This is a genomic window from Plectonema cf. radiosum LEGE 06105, assembly GCF_015207665.1.
Taxonomy (GTDB): domain Bacteria; phylum Cyanobacteriota; class Cyanobacteriia; order Cyanobacteriales; family Nostocaceae; genus Rivularia; species Rivularia radiosa_A.
Genome location: NZ_JADEWL010000086.1, coordinates 14,085 through 29,898 on the forward strand (window position 1 = coordinate 14,085; position 15,814 = coordinate 29,898).

Genomic DNA, 15,814 nt, shown 5'->3' on the forward strand with positions numbered 1-15,814 from the left:
CTGCAAATGATTATCCGTCATGGGACTGAAAATGATTTACCTGCGATTGTGGCAATATATAATGCCTCAATTCCTAGTCGTATGGCAACAGCGGATTTAGAACCTGTATCGGTAGCAAGTCGGATCAACTGGTTTAGAAAACGCTCTGCGATCAAACATCCTCTTTGGGTAATAGAAATTGGGGGTATTGTTGCTGGATGGTTAAGTTTCCAACCTTTCTACGGTAGACCAGCTTATCATGCAACTGCCGAAGTCAGTATTTATATTGGCTCAAATTATCATCGTCGCGGGTTGGGAAAACTTTTATTAGCTCAAGCGATTGATCGAAGTCCTGATTTGGGTTTAAATACCTTAATTGGATTTATTTTTGCTCATAATCAAGCGAGTTTGAAACTTTTTGAAAAGTTTGGTTTTGAAAGTTGGGGTTATCTACCGAAAATTGCTGATATTGATGGTGTAGAGCGGGACTTAGTGATTTTAGGATTGAGGGTTGGTTAGATATTTTATGCTTTCACTAATTGATAATTATCCATTGATCAGGTGTTTCCCAGTAGTGGTAATAGTTTATTATGTTAAAGATGACTAAAAAATTAAAGATTATGCTGAAATTTTGCTCAAATTCTTAAATCAAATTCTTAAATTAAATTCTTAAATCAAATTCTTAAATTAAATTGCTTGTTTTATACAATAAATTTGATGATTTTGAATTTAGTTGAGATTATTTATTTATCAGATGATTTTTTTTGTGTATCAATATTTTTAGTAAGTTTTAAAATCCAGCCTGGAGTTTGAGCATTTTCCCAACCCGCAGGACGTTTAGAAATGTACCAGGCAATAGAACCAACAATTGTAGCTAACAGAAAACCACCCACAGTTATTGCGAGTAAAGAAATTTGCAGAGATTTTGTATAGGTAGGATTAGTTGTAATCTCGATTAGAATAAACATTTGAGACTTGATCTCCTTACATAAATTTAGCGTTGTATCCTATAAACTATCACGAAAATCTATACCCTTCAATCCCACGCAGGGGCATATAAATCCATTAATGGAGATGAACTTTAAGCTAACGTTGGTTAGATGGAACACCCAGAGCAAGCAATTAATCTTTCGGTTACTAAATTACAGAAGTCGGGTTTTTAATACAAGTATCTGTAACACGCTGACAAATTTTGCTCAAAACCCGACTTTACTGTATTACCCCTATTCTCTACTCCCTTAAAATAACCATAATTTTTAACGCTGTTCTACTTCTTACTAATTTTTAATGTCTTTCAATGAGTTAAGCATAACATCACTAACTACACACATTATATAAATAATTGTGGTTATAGTACTACTCATAAAACCCCAGATAGTAACTAGTTTATATACCCATTCTACAGAATTATTCATCTCAAACTGAGAATTGACACTCGGCAATACTAAAAGAAATTTTCCAACTACTGTAATAATCAGACAACTATTAAAGATACTACTAGCAGAATAGATGAAACCAAGATAAAACTTAATTTTTTTAGAAGTGATTTTTTTCGCTACTATAAACCATGTTATACCGAGGAGAAAACCAATTAAAATACTTATTAATGTATAGAGAGTATATTCCATAATTTGGTGTTTCTATTACTACTTGATGTGAAAAAAAATGAGCTAGTATTTTGATTTACGTTCTCCAAAAATGATGAAATACTTGAAGATTTTCCTTCATCAGAACGCATTATCAAAACGATAACAACCCATCTTGTTTGATTCTGCTAGCCACGAGACAAATTTTTATTTATTTATGGGACATTGTATACTTGTTTTAACACCATGAAATCTTTTTATCTTAGAAAAAATATCTCTACCGTACCGATAAAGACGCGACTAATACTGTTACAATCACTTCTTTTTTTGATGCTGAAATTTTAAATCGATTAAATTTTTGTTTTTCAAATTGATAGCTCTATTACTCCATACCCTACGCCCAAAAATTATATGTTCAAGCTATCAACCGTTATTAACGAAGGAATCTGAATTTCTTTATCAGGTGCGCTGCTTGGTTTGTAAAGGTGTTTCCCCAAGTTACCCGCTCTATAGTCCTCTGTTCACTACTATCAAAACTAACAGTCCGTCATTTCCAAAACTGATAAGAGAAAAAAGCGGTATAGGTGTTTCACCCCTCACTGGAACCTAGTTAACAATTCTCCAAAATAACTAACTCTTTAGTAAGTTGCACTCCACGCTAGTTGTGGTAAGTTGAAATAAGTAGATAAAAATTAATTGCAAAAACATCGTGATTTATTGAAGGTTGATGTCAAAAATCGTCCGCCTTCTAAATCTCATTAAACTTTTACATACTAGGGATGTAAAAGTAAATTTTGGCACCAGATAATACAACTTTAGATTACTAATTATTAAAATTATTCTGGGTGCTAAAAAATTCAATCTTTTTTGGGTAGCATTTACTTACAAGGAGGTATCTATGAACCGCCTAATTTACGAACAATCTGTATCCTACAAAGGATATCTCATCATACCATTTGTTTTCGGCAAAGCAGACAATCACGAAATTTATTCGTATAAATTGATATCGGATATTGGAGCTAAAAGCCAATATCATAAAGCAGAGAACCCTGCAAAAATCTATGGCAGTAGTGTTGAGAATATCATAAATATTGCCAAGGAACATCTAGACCAGCATTTAGATTGCGTTAGCGATCGGGATATGTTTAAACATCGCTATACCTTCCGCAACAATTTGATTATCGTCTCCCAAGAAGCTGGTAAATATTATTATGACCATTATTTACCAGATTCATTAAACAACATTGCCGCACCAAAGTTATTCAACTCGGAATACGAATGTTGGTGTTGGGTAAAACAGGGAATTGATGCCTTAAATGTCGGTCAAAAAGTCAGGTAGAAAACCAGCTAAATAACTACAAACTTTGAGGAGACGTTGCATTACAACGTCTCTACATTCATATTCACGAATTCAGCAACACAAATTTAATAATTAATAATTGATAATTGATTCATGGTAGCCAGAAATTGGGGATAATGGATTGACTAATGTCCCGGATGGTGTTATTGATATTTCTAGCAGTTTGTATGTGTGGTTCATCTGTTTCTACTGGTAAAATATTCGCATTTACACCTTGTCCTAAATAGGAAACTACTAAATTCGCAGCTTCCAAACCTGTAACGTAGGCTTTTTCTTGAGACCATGAACCATGACGACTGGTAATCCAATCACCGCTCATAAATACATTATTAAAACTTGTCTTCGCTGGCAACATATATCTATAGCTACCCGGTGAAAAGTGAGTTACAGCTTGGGGTAGACGAATTACACTGCTATCAATTACCTTTGCGATCGCAAATTCCGGGATACAAGTTGCTAAATATTTCTGTACTATGGAAATTATTTGTTCATCGCTTAAGGAAATAAATTGATTACCATGGTAAAAATCAACTTCTACAACGGTTCCTGGCTCGTTTTTATACTCATCGTGAAGTGCATTTAAATCAAAAAATGTCCATCCTGTGGTTTTATCAAAGCCAAAACAAGCGTTAGAAGCACGAGGAATATTGATTTTGCGATCGAACCATAAACGGGTTGCTAACACGTCAATCGCGCCTAAATTGCTTAAATTGCGGAATTCTTCACGACTTTGTAAACTTGCACTATGAGAAACAATTTTCTTAATTCCGCTGATACCAACACTAAAAACTACCGCATCGGCTGCAAAAGTTTCATAGTTGCAAACTACACCTTTTACTTGATTCCCATCAGTAATTAAATCGGTAACTCGTTTATTTGCAAGTATCTTTGCTCCCGTGGCTTCAATTTTTTCTACCCAAGGACGGAAGATTTTTTCACCTACAGTACCCCGACACCAAACTACATCAAAATCCGGTTGATGAGCCAAAATAAAATAATAAAGCATTCCCAAAGTTGCAGCAGCCGAACATTGTTCCCCTGGTGCAAATAAACCGACTAATAGCATCGGTTCAAAAGATTCGTGGTAAAGTCTTGCACAAACCCCAAATTGCTTGAACAATTCCCGTGCTGTAACATAATCGTAACGTCGCCAAGCAGCATCGGAATTATCAAAGTCTATTAGAGCGTAAAGTAAAGGTAAAGCGCTGATTCTGTCAATTAACGGTAATCGTTTAAATTGAGTGTAAATAAAAGTACCTATTGGTGTGGGAAGTCTGGGTAAGTCTTGAAAAATCGGTGACTCAACTTCCAAACCTGCGGGAGAATATTGAGATGAACGAGTCCAAGTAGTGAAAGGATTGATATTTAACTCATTGATCAGTGCAAAAATATTTTTGTAAGGGTACCAGAAGCCGTGAATACCCGCTTCAACAGATTTACCTCCCCCAGTTTTCCAACCGGCAACCAACCCCCCTGGATAGGAACCAGCTTCCAAAAGCGTCACATCATAACCTTGTTTCGCTAAATGGTGAGTTGCGCTCAAACCAGCCCAACCCGCACCTATTACTACTACTTTTTTATTTGTATCTGCTTGTATCATTTCAGTTCAGGATTAACAATTACAACTATCATATATTTTGGGTTGCACGTGGAAAAGAGCTGGCATGATTAAGTTGGATAATGTGGGCTATATTAAGAGTAAATTTTATATGGTATTTGTTCGCTAACTTTTTCCAAAATCGGAATTTTAGCTTGATGTAAATTGATAATTTTAGATATAGATAATGATAATGGGAAATATTTCAAATATAATCCAAATATTTCAAGCAAAGAGGCAACAAATAGTATTAAGTATGGTTGTTTTCGCTTCCATAATTATTTTTATGTTGTTATTACCAAAGCTATATCAAATTGACTGGATTGGTTTTGGACCTGTTTCAGATATTCTGATCAGTGAAGAAGAAGCAATAAATTTTAAAACTGGAGAAATTGTTACCCTTCATAAGATAACCAGACAGATAAAATCCGCAAAAAAACTTTGGGACTGGTTAGCATTGCTTGGTATTCCAGTATTGTTAGTTATTTTAGGTACTCAATTTCAAAGCAATGAAAAAAAATTAGCAGAAGAAAAAGCTAAGGCAGAAAAAGAAAGAATTGACGAACAAGTTCAGGCGGAAAAAGAACGAGCCGACGAACAAGCTCAAACGGAAAAAGAAAGAGCCGATGAACAAGCTAAAGCTGAAAAAGAAAAAACCACTAATATTTTAAATGAAGAAGCTTTGCAAGGTTATATTGATCGAATGTCCGAGTTATTGCTTGATAAAAATTTGAAATCTTTATCTCCTCAAGATGCTTTACGCGAAGCAGCATTAGATGTGGCAAGAGCGAGAACTTTATCAGTATTACGAAGATTGGATGTAGATGGAGAACGAAAAGGAAGCATCATTCGGTTTTTAATTGATGCAGAATTTATCAATCAATTGCAGCTTGATTTGAGTTATGCCAAACTCAGTGGTGCTGATATGAATGGAGCTAACTTGAGTGGAGCTAACTTCTATGGTGCTAACTTCTATGGAGCTAATCTTAATAATGCAAAGCTGAGTGGAGCAAATTTGAGCGGAGCTAACTTTTATGGAGCTAAGCTGAGCGGTGCTAACTTTTACGGTGCTGATTTGAGTGGAGCTAAACTCAGTGGAGCAAAGCTGAGTGGTGCTAATTTTTACGGTGCTGACCTCAGTCGTGCCTATCTAAGCGGTGCTAATTTGAATGGAGCTAATTTCTACAGTGCAAACCTCAGTAGTGCTAATCTTAGCAGTGCAAATCTGTGTTTTGCTAACCTCAGCGGTGCCAATCTTTGTTTTGCTAACCTTTTCAGTGCATACCTCAGTAGTGCCAAACTCAATGGAGCAAATTTAAGTGGAGCAAATTTCTTTAGTGCTAATCTTAGCGATACTAAGCTCAGTGGTGCTGACTTCAGTGGGACTAAACTTAGCAATGCTAACCTCAGTGGTGCCAATTTAATAGAAGCTAAAAACTTAACTCCAGAACAAATTAAACAAGCTAAAAATTGGGAAAAAGCAGTGTATACTCCTGATTTTTACAAGCAGTTATATTTAGAAGAAGATATTATCTAGTGGTCTAGTTCTCAGCCGTTTAAACTTAATGACTGTTGATTAACTGGCGCTAAATGGAATGTATTATTTAGAACTTAAATAAAGGGTATCTTTACTGTGAATATTGCACCTTGCTGTTCTCCGGGACTGTCTGCGGTTATGGTTCCCCCGTGGAGTTCGACAAATTGACGGGCGATCGCCAATCCCAAACCTAAGCCGCCAAATTTACGAGTTGTGGCGCTGTCTTCTTGGCGAAAATGCTCGAACAGATAAGGCAGAAACTCTTTATTGATACCTTTCCCGGTGTCTTTTACCTGGATTTGAGCATAGTTATCAACTTGAGTTAATTCTATGAAAATATGTCCGTTTTGGGGAGTAAATTTAACTGCATTAGATAAAATATTCCATACTACCTGTTGCAAACGTCCGGCATCTCCGTTGACTATTCCTACCGATGATGATTTTACTGTATGGATAGTAATTGATTTCGCTTCTGCGGCTAACTTAACTGTTTCTAAGGCAGCTTGAATTACTGTAGTTAAATCCACAGGTGCTACCTCTAAGCTGAGTTTACCCCGGATAATTCGGGATATATCGAGCAAATCGTCAATTAGTTGGGTTTGTAGTTTAGCGTTACGTTCGATGGTTTGCAGAGCTATTTGGGTTTTCTCCGCGTCGAGATGACCTTTTTGTAATATTTTTGTCCAGCCAAGAATCGGATTTAGGGGGGTGCGTAATTCGTGGGAAAGAACCGCCAGAAATTGATCTTTAACGCGGTTCGCTTCTTCTGCGGCTTGTTGAGCGGATTTTTGGTCGTGGATATCGGTACAGCAACCAAACCATTTGACAATTTGCCCGTTATTATTACGTAGGGCAACGGCTCGACCTAAAAACCAGCGGTATTCTCCATCCCTAGCCCGGCGAAAACGGTATTCAATATGATAACTATTACCAGTACGAAGCGACTCGCTCCATACATCTATACATTTTTGCAAATCGTCGGGATGCAGTACGGGTTCCCAGCCTCGTCCTTGGGTTTGCTCTAAAGTCATGCCGGTATAATCAAACCAGCGTTGATTGTAATAATCAGTAAAACCATCCGGACGAGATGTCCAGACGATTTGCGGCATGGAATCTGCCAAGGTACGAAAGTTTAACTCGCTCTTACGCAAAGCTGATTCTGTTTGTTTGCGCTCAGTAATATCAATTACACTACCAATTAACCTAACGGGATTACCATCGTTATCTCGATAAACGCTACCCCTCCCCCAAATCCAAGCAATTTGTTTGTCTGGACGAATGATTCTACATTCAAAATCCCAATTTACGTAAGTTGAAAGCGTTTGTTGGAATGAGTTATCTACAGATTCGCGATCGTCGGGATGCACGTGGTTGAGAAAAATTGAGTAACTCCACTCTGGTAAAACTGATTCATATCCAAAAATTTGGTCGTGTTTGAGCGAGCGATTAGCGGTATAGGGTTGGGTTGTTAAATCCAAATCCCATTCTCCAATTTGAGAACATTCCAGCATAAACTGCAATCTTCGCTCGCTTTCTCGTAATGCTGCGTCTGCTTGTTTCTCGTCGGTAATATCTTCTGCAACACCCGCCAATCGGCAAGGTTTACCGCTACTATCGCGTACTACAAAACCGCGATCGCGTATCCAGCGAATCGAACCATCGGGACGCACAATGCGATATTCTTCATTTAATCCGGAATTTTCAATACATCGTGTTGCAGCCAACTCGATGCGATCGCGATCTTCTGGATAAACTGTGTCAATCCAACCGGCAAAATTATTATACAAAGACTCGCATGAACGCCCCCAAATAGTCTCGTAAGCAGGTGAAATGTAAAGATGGTGTTGCGCTTGCAAGTCAAACAGCCAAAAGACATTTTCAATCGTCTCCGCCATTTGCCGAAATCTTGCTTCACTTTCCCCAAGAGCTTCCAAAGCTTGCTTGTGTTCGTTAATATCAGTAGTTATGATCGCGATTCCTTCGGGAGTAGGATAAACTCGAATGTCAAACCAGCGATTCCAAGTTGGATAATAATACTTGAACTGTGTCGATGTTCGTTCAACCATTACTTGACGTAGATTTTTTTCTATTTCGCTACCAACTAAATCGGAAAAAATTTCCCAAACGTTTTTACCCAAAACATCTTCGCGTCTCATACCAATAATTTCAACTTCGCGATCGTTAAGGTAAATAAACCGCCAGTTGTAATCAAAAATCGCAAAACCATCGCGAATGCTTGATAAAATATTGTGCATTCTAGTTTCTGCGGCTTCTGCTGATTGACGCGCTGTTTCCCGAATTTCTGCTATCCTGCGTTCAGTTTCCCAAGCACTAGCATTACTAATTGCACTCGCGATTTGTCCGGCAATTAAATCAAAAAAACCTTGATAATTCTCATTTAATGGTCGTCTGGGATTACTACCCGCAATCAAAAATCCCTTGGGCTGAACTTGTCCCGACGCGATTAATGGTATAACAACAGCTGTATTCGGCAAACCAGATTCCCTAGTTCCCAGCAGTTTTTCAATTTTTGACTGCAATCCCTCGATAATCTGCCTTTGATTTGTCTCTATAGCAATCGATAATGACCACAAATCACAAATTTCGTTTTCCAAATTAATTTCTATTTTTCGCGGACTGACAGGCGTTCCTGCATCCAATCCGGCAATGCCTGCAAGCCTAGCTGTGGAGTGAGTTTCATCAAGTAAATACAACAGCGCAAAAGGTAGATCATCACAATTATTTGCTAAAGTCCGAGCAGATATTTCACAAGCTTGTTCAACCGATTTGACTCCAATATTTTCAGCCGCTAGTTCTTGCAAAGTTCGCAGTCGTCTTTCTCCGACAACTCGCTCGGTTGTCTCGGTACAAATAACCAGCGTACCGTTAATCTCCCCATTATCATCTCGAACCGGACTGTAACTATAAGTCCAGTACACCTCTTCTAAATAACCATTGCGAATAATCGGCACTAAATGATCTTCGTTCCAACTCGATTCACCCCGCTTCATTGCTGCATCAATTTGCTCACCGATAATATGCCAAGTTTCTGTCCAAAATTCTCTTCCTTTGGCTCCTAATGCTTGGGGGTGCTTTTCTTGTCCTAAACTCAGACGGAAAGCATCATTATAAAATTGAATTAACTCTTCTCCCCAAAATAAAAATATCGGATGGCGAGAGGTCAGTAGTATATTCAAAGTCGTTTTTAAGCTTTGCGACCAAGTTTCCACTGCACCAAGGCTAGTTTGCGACCAATCAAAGGAACGCATCAACACTGCCATTTCGCTATTACCGATAAAAATATCTTCTCCGCTCATTGGATTTTGGATTATGTCCTACGGACACGCTACGCTAATAAATTTTAGATTTTGGATTGACTTAAACGGGAGCAGTCGCACCTTAATTGTTGCTTTCGTTAGTAAAGCGAGAATTTAGATCCCCGACTTTTTGAAGAAGTCAGGGATCTGAACACCGTGATTTCGATACATACAAATAGGATTGCTATATATAATTAATTTTGACTTTATTGAAAGTGTTTACATAGTAATATTTCGATTCTTTATCACTGATGGCTACTTGCATAGTTTCAAATTCATTGACAAATTTACTTTTTTAGATTTATTAAATAGTATCCAACAGTATCTAACTTGAAAATCTAACTTTTCTAACTTTAAATATTTATATCACAAGCAAGAGTTGATTATTCCTATTCAAATAAATATTATATGTAACTCATTTTAACGCGATCGCAATTTTTTTTATAGTAATATCTTTATCATTTGCTTTCTTTAGAGCTATTTAAATAAATCTTCTCCATAAATATCATTTCTTCAGGTAGATTGTTCATTCTAAATCCTAATTCTTCCGATAACCCCGCATTCTGTCTTAAGGATGATTTATTTATCTACCCATTGACTTATTGTGTAATACGTCTGTAGTATGTAAATAAAAATCCTTTTCTATAAGAATTTGGTAATAGGGGATTATTAACAGTTCACTGTTGAGTGTCAACCGTTAAAAGTCATCATCCCCCATCCCATTACCTATTTACCTATTCTGGACAAAAAACAAGCGCGTGCATCATGGCAAACTTACGAGATATCGTTAATTCCTATCGTCCCTACTGGGGACTGAGTATATTTAGCATTGCAGCATCCAGTATTTATGAAATTCTTGATTTAGTTGTGCCTTATGCAATTGGGCAGATATTGAATCTGCTTTCAGGGCAACCATTAGACGGATTTTTGAGAAGTGCGATCGCGACAATTTCCAATCTAACTAATTATCCAGTCAACCAAACTTTATCGTTAAGTGTTTTATTGGGTTTAATTTTCGTTGTTACAGTGTTGAGAGCGCCGACACAGCCTTGGTTGAGCGGTTGGTTTCATTGGTATATTGCCTTGAAAGCGCGTCGCGATCAAAACCAACAATCAGTAGCAAAAATCTTGACTTTACCTTTAGAATTTTATGATGAAAACAACCCTGGAAGAATAGCTTCGCGGGTAGCAAAAGGAATTTCTAATCAGACATGGACTTATCCAGAAATCACCGGACAATTGCTTCCCAAATTGTTTAGAGTTTTGGGAATTTTTGTATTTATTTGTTTTGTTGATTGGCGAATTGCAGTTTTATTTTTAATTTCTTTTGTAGTAATTCTCAGCTTTACTTTGAAGCATTTGCAGCAGCTAATTAAATACGAAAGTCGCTTAGATAAATATTCAGAAAATACAGAAAGTAGAACTTCTGAAATTGTCAGCAACATTAAAACAGTTAAAGCATTTGCTACCGAAGCCAAAGAATTACAGCGTCAACAACAACGGTTTGAACGGGAATTAAACGTAGTTGTATACCGGATTCACAAAGGTTACGTCAAACTGAATACTTGGCAAAAAAGCCTAATTCAGTTTTGCGTATTCGCGATACTCGGTTTAACTTTAGCTGCCACCATAGACGGTAGAATTACCTTGGGTCAATTTATTATGACCTTAACTTTATCGAGTATGGCATATGCCGAACTAGAGCCAATTAGCATTCTTGCAGAAATATTTGCTCGTCGTTACAGTTCGATGTTGCGGTTTCAAGAATTTCTCCAAGAACCATCGGGAGTTGATTCTAAGGGACTTTTAGAACCGCGTAAATCAGAAAAATCCTACAATTTCACAGGTAAAGTTGAATTTTCCCATGTAGATTTTGGTTACGAATCCAGTCGCCGAATTTTACACGATATCAATCTACTAATTGAACCATATCAAACAGTAGCATTAGTCGGTCGTAGCGGTTCGGGAAAATCAACTTTGGTAAAACTCTTGTTTCGCTACTTTGAGCCGCAGTCTGGGAAAATATTGATGGACGGTGAAGATATCCGCAACTTAGACGTAGGAGAATATCGCCGCAGATTGGCGATCGTTCACCAAGAAGTAGATATTTTCAACGGTACAGTTTTAGATAACCTGACCTACGGAAACCAAAACGTCAGCTTTGCAGAGGTAGAGGAAGCCTGTAGAATTGCCAAACTTGATGAAGTAATCAACTTGTTACCTGAAGGTTACTATACCGTAGTCGGCGAACGGGGAGTGAGATTATCCGGAGGACAAAGACAGCGACTTGGAATAGCCAGAGCATTGTTAGTCAATCCCGACGTACTCATATTTGACGAAGCTACATCCAGCTTAGACTATGAATCCGAGCGTTCCATTCAATTAGCAATGCGTTCTATTCAAGGAACCCGCACCACCATAGTCATCGCTCACCGACTCAGTACCGTTAGAGAAGCCGACAAAATCGTCGTATTAGATCAAGGAAGAATTGTAGAAATAGGTAGCCATGAACAACTCCTCCAAGAACAAGGAATTTACCGCAGATTGCACTCATTGCAAGAAACGGGAGAGCTTTTGAGTTAGGAGTTAAGAGTGAGGAGTTAGGAGTTTTGAGTTAAGAGTTAGGAGTGAGGAGTTAGGAGTGAGGAGTTAGGAGTTTTGAGTTAGGAATGAGGAGTTTTGGGTGAGGAGTTTTGAGTTAGGAGTTTTGAGTTATTATACCTTTGACCTTTAACCTTTGACCTTTAAAAACTTTCTCAAAAAAAACTTTGGCATTTTCCAAACCTTGTGATACGATTAATAATCGTGAGACTACATGGGTCGATGTCCGAGTGGTTAATGGAGGCGGACTGTAAATCCGCTGGCTTCGCCTACGCTGGTTCAAATCCAGCTCGGCCCATTCTCACTTCTAGATTTTGGATTTACTTGATCAAAATCCAAAGTCTAGAATCAAAGTTTTTTGCCGATGTAGCTCAGTGGTAGAGCACACCCTTGGTAAGGGTGAGGTCACGAGTTCGACTCTCGTCATCGGCTTATTTGATATGGTTAGTTATTTGTTTTGCTTTATTGTGTCCAATCCTTTAGAACCAAATCGGGAACTTGAGAAAAATCCTTTTGATTGCAAGTAACCATCACCCCATTTGTTGAAAGAGCAATTGCAGCTATTCGCAAATCTTTTTGTAGTCTTTTTTTGTTTAGTTGCTTATTTTCTCTAAGTAAAGTTTCATAGCAATTGTACGCAGCAGTATCAAAGTTAAGTATTCTAACTCCTTTGAAATATTCTTGAGTAATCCATAATTTATGGTAACAGACATAATTCGCTCTTTGTGGGAATTGGCTGGGTATTCTCTTTACGATAAAGCTTATTCAAGCCGTAGAATTCAACAACATTAAACTCCTCAAATGGCTAGAATGAATAATCAAGCTAAAGCTAATCAAATTATGCTGACTGATATTACGGAAATTCTTACATTTCAAAGAAGCTAATTTTTTCAACTGCTGACTAAGAGGATCATTAAACTGAAGGTAATAAAATTTATTTACCAACAAAACTTTAATTGTCCCTCTTCTCAGCGAGACGGAACTGATTGGTTATAGTATTTAATATAAAAACTAAAAAATAGAAAACAACAATGCAACTCTCAGACTACTTTAACTTTCTTACTCCTAATGACATTCGTATCAAAGGTTCTCGTATTGGCATAGAAACCATTTTAGATGAATACATTTATCATCGTCATTCCCCAGAAGCAATCGCCGAAACTTATCCAAGTCTTACCTTAGAACAAGTTTACGCCACTATACTTTATTATCTGCATAATCAAGAATCAGTTACTCAATATATGGCTGACTGGCTAAAATACTGCCAAGAATCTGCAACACACCAAGATGAAAATCCACCCGAATATATTTTGAGATTGCGTCAAATAAAAGCCGCTCAAAGAGGGATGGTTTCGTGAAAATTCAGTATTTAATTGATGAAAACTTACCCCCTATGTATAAAGAGCAATTATTACGTTATCAACCAGATTTAACTGTTTTAATGGTTGGAGAACCTGCTACTCCAGCAAAGGGAACATTAGATCCCGAAATTTTGACATGGTGCGAGTTAAATAATTTTATTCTTGTCACTAATAACCGTACTTCTATGCCGGTTCATTTAGCCGAACATATCGCAAAAAATCATCATATTCCTGGTATTTTTGTGTTCCGTCGAAAAGCAACTTTCGGACAAATTCTCGACGATTTAATTTTTATTGCTCAAGTAAATGAATTAGAAGATTTTCAAGACCGTATTACCCATATACCTCTATAATTTATACTTCCAAACTCTTGACTCATGCAGATGCACAAGCGATCGCCATTGATTTATTTTGCATCACACCTTGTAATAATTTGCTTTGTTCGGTTAGATTTAGGAGACGTAACATTGAAGCATAATATCTATTCTTCTCTAAAGGTTTCTAGTCGCGCTGTCTTCGCCAATTTTTATACAAATTCAACACAAACTTACCCGCAGCAGTTTCCTGAAACTTCTTAATTTTAGATAACATTTCTGTCGGTAATTGTTGCGAATCAGAAGATTTTATTGGATGTTCTGGTGGTTGCAAAATTGGTGCAGCAAGAGAAGCAAAGGTAATATCAGCAGCAGAAATTTTATCTCCTACTAAGTAACTGCGCCCATCTACTAATAAATCACTTACTTTTGCAAAAATACTCTCTATTTGTGCGTAATATTGTCCTGCTGATTCCACCTTAACATGATATTTTTTTCTAACAAGCGAACGCATTGCTGGATAAATTACCGGAAATAATAACTTCTCGAAAAAAGGTACACCCTGAGTCCATTTTGGTTGGATAATTTGAGAATTATCAATTATATAAACATAAGCCCAGCTTCTGATAGCAGTACCTAGTTGTTCGTCAAATAATTCTTCTAATTCTTCAACTTCTTGACGCTGTTGGAAATCTATAGGATATAGTTTTGCCTCATTAGGAGAAATTGAATCAAGATATTTCAAAATATCAGTTGAATCGGTAAAAACTCTATCTTCACTTACAAGCACAGGAACAGTTCCACCACCGACTTTACTAGTTGCAAATCGGTAAAAAGGCGGCATATGTGGTTCTTCGATATAAGGTAATTTCAATATATCAAGTGTCCATCTTGCTTTTTCGCAGTAGTGACTAACTGGAATGGTTATTAAACGGAATGGTTTTTGTTGATTTTGCATTTTATACACCCTATACAACAGGTTTATATTGTGAATATTTTTGTAATAATTCTTCTGGTAATCTTACCGGACGATTATTCTGTGAATTGATATAACTACCTGTTTGCATAGCCGTTGCAGCAATCACATTATTAGAAATAAATTCTGCCTCCATAGTTACTTTAACTTTTCCTAATTGACTAATCCACATCTTCGCGATGATACGATCAAATAGCTTAATTGGTCTTTTGTATTCAATTTGAGTTTTTGCGATCACAGGAATATAACCTTGCTGCATTTGTCTATCGAGAGGCAAATATCTATCAAACAAATTTAAACGTAAATCTTCCAGCCATCGAATATAAACGATATTGCTTACTACTCCAGCAAAATCAATATCGTATGGCTTTATAGATATTGATATTTCTACTTCTAATGGTCGAGATAATAACATTTGTAATTTTAGATTAAGAAGGTTTGTTTTTTCAAACCGAACGGTTTGTTTTTTCTTAAAAAAATATGCGGCTTTTGCGATCGATTATTAAGTTTGTAATTCAACCTGAATATAATTATTCAAATGCTTAATAGCTCTTTCTAAGTGAATCGAATCATCATACAATTTACTCATCATTACCGCACCTTCAAGTAATGTAATCATTATGGTTGCAACTTCATCGGGGTTTACTTTCGGACGAATTTCACCTCTAGCAATTCCTTTTTGAATAACCTTACAAACCATATCTCGCCAAGAATCCATCGCAGTTTGAGCGCGTTGTCGTAATATTGGATGAGCATCATCGCTTTCCACCGCAGTATTTAGCAGGGGACACCCTCCCTCAACCGCAGGATTTTCAACATTCGTACTAAACACGCTGATAATAGCCTGCAAACGTTCAACCGCATGACGTTTATTTTTCAACGCACCTCGATAACGCTGCTTAATCAGATCAATTGCATAATCAAAAGCTTGTAATGCTAATTCATCCTTACTTTGAAAATGGTTATAAATCCCCCCCTTCTTTAATCCAGTCACCCTCATGATGTCCGAAATAGACGCACCAGCATAACCCTGAGTATTAAACAGTGCAGCAGCTTGGTACAGTATTCTTTCTTTTGTTTCTTCACCTTTAGACATCATCATGCTTAAGACCGATTAGTCTTGTTAAAAATATCATATGAAAAGTTTCGAGTCAATTAAATAGTTAGGAGTTGGGAGTAAGGGGTT

General features: G+C 37.1%; 12 protein-coding genes and 2 tRNA genes. 8 read left to right on the forward strand and 6 right to left on the reverse strand.

Going from position 1 to position 15,814, the window contains the following annotated elements:
• The first annotated feature begins 6 nt into the window (after nucleotides 1-6).
• Nucleotides 7-498: a GNAT family N-acetyltransferase gene (locus tag IQ247_RS21130; RefSeq protein ID WP_193923100.1), complete on the forward strand. Its 492-nt coding sequence runs from the start codon at nucleotides 7-9 to the stop codon at nucleotides 496-498.
• Nucleotides 499-722: 224 nt separating this feature from the next.
• Here the strand turns inward: IQ247_RS21130 and psb35 are convergent, their stop codons facing one another.
• Entirely contained in the window at nucleotides 723-947 is a 225-nt protein-coding gene (psb35, locus tag IQ247_RS21135) for a photosystem II assembly protein Psb35 (protein ID WP_193923102.1), read from the reverse strand.
• A gap of 1,516 nt (nucleotides 948-2,463) precedes the next feature.
• Here psb35 and IQ247_RS21140 point away from each other — a divergent pair.
• On the forward strand, nucleotides 2,464-2,904 hold the full coding sequence (locus tag IQ247_RS21140; protein WP_193923104.1) for a hypothetical protein: 441 nt from the start codon (nucleotides 2,464-2,466) through the stop codon (nucleotides 2,902-2,904).
• A 112-nt stretch (nucleotides 2,905-3,016) separates the two neighbouring features.
• Here the strand turns inward: IQ247_RS21140 and IQ247_RS21145 are convergent, their stop codons facing one another.
• Nucleotides 3,017-4,525, reverse strand: coding sequence for a hydroxysqualene dehydroxylase (locus IQ247_RS21145; protein ID WP_193923105.1), 1,509 nt, complete (start codon nucleotides 4,523-4,525; stop codon nucleotides 3,017-3,019).
• Between the two features lie 190 nt (nucleotides 4,526-4,715).
• On the opposite strand from IQ247_RS21145, the gene IQ247_RS21150 reads away from it, so the two are divergent.
• Nucleotides 4,716-6,059 (forward strand): pentapeptide repeat-containing protein, encoded by a 1,344-nt coding sequence (locus IQ247_RS21150; protein ID WP_228059928.1) that lies wholly within the window; start codon nucleotides 4,716-4,718, stop codon nucleotides 6,057-6,059.
• A gap of 74 nt (nucleotides 6,060-6,133) precedes the next feature.
• On the opposite strand, the gene IQ247_RS21155 is transcribed toward IQ247_RS21150, so the two are convergent.
• Nucleotides 6,134-9,376: a sensor histidine kinase gene (locus tag IQ247_RS21155; protein ID WP_193923107.1), complete on the reverse strand. Its 3,243-nt coding sequence runs from the start codon at nucleotides 9,374-9,376 to the stop codon at nucleotides 6,134-6,136.
• Between the two features lie 765 nt (nucleotides 9,377-10,141).
• Between IQ247_RS21155 and IQ247_RS21160 the strand changes: the two genes are divergently transcribed.
• The 5 genes from IQ247_RS21160 to IQ247_RS21180 all read left to right on the forward strand — a co-directional run bounded on the left by IQ247_RS21160 (nucleotide 10,142) and on the right by IQ247_RS21180 (nucleotide 13,691).
• Nucleotides 10,142-11,959: an ABC transporter ATP-binding protein gene (locus IQ247_RS21160; RefSeq protein ID WP_193923108.1), complete on the forward strand. Its 1,818-nt coding sequence runs from the start codon at nucleotides 10,142-10,144 to the stop codon at nucleotides 11,957-11,959.
• A 234-nt stretch (nucleotides 11,960-12,193) separates the two neighbouring features.
• A tRNA-Tyr gene (locus tag IQ247_RS21165) sits at nucleotides 12,194-12,275 on the forward strand.
• Between the two features lie 62 nt (nucleotides 12,276-12,337).
• Nucleotides 12,338-12,409, forward strand: a tRNA-Thr gene (locus IQ247_RS21170).
• A gap of 599 nt (nucleotides 12,410-13,008) precedes the next feature.
• Nucleotides 13,009-13,335 (forward strand): DUF433 domain-containing protein, encoded by a 327-nt coding sequence (locus IQ247_RS21175; protein ID WP_193923109.1) that lies wholly within the window; start codon nucleotides 13,009-13,011, stop codon nucleotides 13,333-13,335.
• Nucleotides 13,332-13,691: a DUF5615 family PIN-like protein gene (locus IQ247_RS21180; RefSeq protein ID WP_193923110.1), complete on the forward strand. Its 360-nt coding sequence runs from the start codon at nucleotides 13,332-13,334 to the stop codon at nucleotides 13,689-13,691. The genes IQ247_RS21175 and IQ247_RS21180 overlap by 4 nt, the downstream gene beginning before the upstream one ends.
• 148 nt (nucleotides 13,692-13,839) lie before the next feature.
• On the opposite strand, the gene IQ247_RS21185 is transcribed toward IQ247_RS21180, so the two are convergent.
• The 3 genes from IQ247_RS21185 to IQ247_RS21195 all read right to left on the reverse strand — a co-directional run bounded on the left by IQ247_RS21185 (nucleotide 13,840) and on the right by IQ247_RS21195 (nucleotide 15,730).
• Entirely contained in the window at nucleotides 13,840-14,610 is a 771-nt protein-coding gene (locus IQ247_RS21185) for a glutathione S-transferase family protein (protein WP_193923112.1), read from the reverse strand.
• A 10-nt stretch (nucleotides 14,611-14,620) separates the two neighbouring features.
• The gene (locus IQ247_RS21190; RefSeq protein ID WP_193923113.1) at nucleotides 14,621-15,043 is read right to left on the reverse strand and encodes an acyl-CoA thioesterase; all 423 of its coding nucleotides are present in this window, start codon (nucleotides 15,041-15,043) and stop codon (nucleotides 14,621-14,623) included.
• 87 nt (nucleotides 15,044-15,130) lie between these two features.
• Nucleotides 15,131-15,730: a TetR family transcriptional regulator C-terminal domain-containing protein gene (locus IQ247_RS21195; RefSeq protein WP_228059929.1), complete on the reverse strand. Its 600-nt coding sequence runs from the start codon at nucleotides 15,728-15,730 to the stop codon at nucleotides 15,131-15,133.
• Nucleotides 15,731-15,814: the final 84 nt, after the last annotated feature.

Excerpts from the sequence above, each read along its gene's own strand:
- IQ247_RS21130 (WP_193923100.1), top strand. The coding sequence starts at position 7 with ATGATTATCCGTCATGGGACTGAAAATGATTTACCTGCGATTGTGGCA.
- psb35 (WP_193923102.1), bottom strand. The coding sequence starts at position 947 with ATGTTTATTCTAATCGAGATTACAACTAATCCTACCTATACAAAATCT.
- IQ247_RS21140 (WP_193923104.1), top strand. The coding sequence starts at position 2,464 with ATGAACCGCCTAATTTACGAACAATCTGTATCCTACAAAGGATATCTC.
- IQ247_RS21145 (WP_193923105.1), bottom strand. The coding sequence starts at position 4,525 with ATGATACAAGCAGATACAAATAAAAAAGTAGTAGTAATAGGTGCGGGT.
- IQ247_RS21150 (WP_228059928.1), top strand. The coding sequence starts at position 4,716 with ATGGGAAATATTTCAAATATAATCCAAATATTTCAAGCAAAGAGGCAA.
- IQ247_RS21155 (WP_193923107.1), bottom strand. The coding sequence starts at position 9,376 with ATGAGCGGAGAAGATATTTTTATCGGTAATAGCGAAATGGCAGTGTTG.
- IQ247_RS21160 (WP_193923108.1), top strand. The coding sequence starts at position 10,142 with ATGGCAAACTTACGAGATATCGTTAATTCCTATCGTCCCTACTGGGGA.
- IQ247_RS21175 (WP_193923109.1), top strand. The coding sequence starts at position 13,009 with ATGCAACTCTCAGACTACTTTAACTTTCTTACTCCTAATGACATTCGT.
- IQ247_RS21185 (WP_193923112.1), bottom strand. The coding sequence starts at position 14,610 with ATGCAAAATCAACAAAAACCATTCCGTTTAATAACCATTCCAGTTAGT.
- IQ247_RS21190 (WP_193923113.1), bottom strand. The coding sequence starts at position 15,043 with ATGTTATTATCTCGACCATTAGAAGTAGAAATATCAATATCTATAAAG.
- IQ247_RS21195 (WP_228059929.1), bottom strand. The coding sequence starts at position 15,730 with ATGATGATGTCTAAAGGTGAAGAAACAAAAGAAAGAATACTGTACCAA.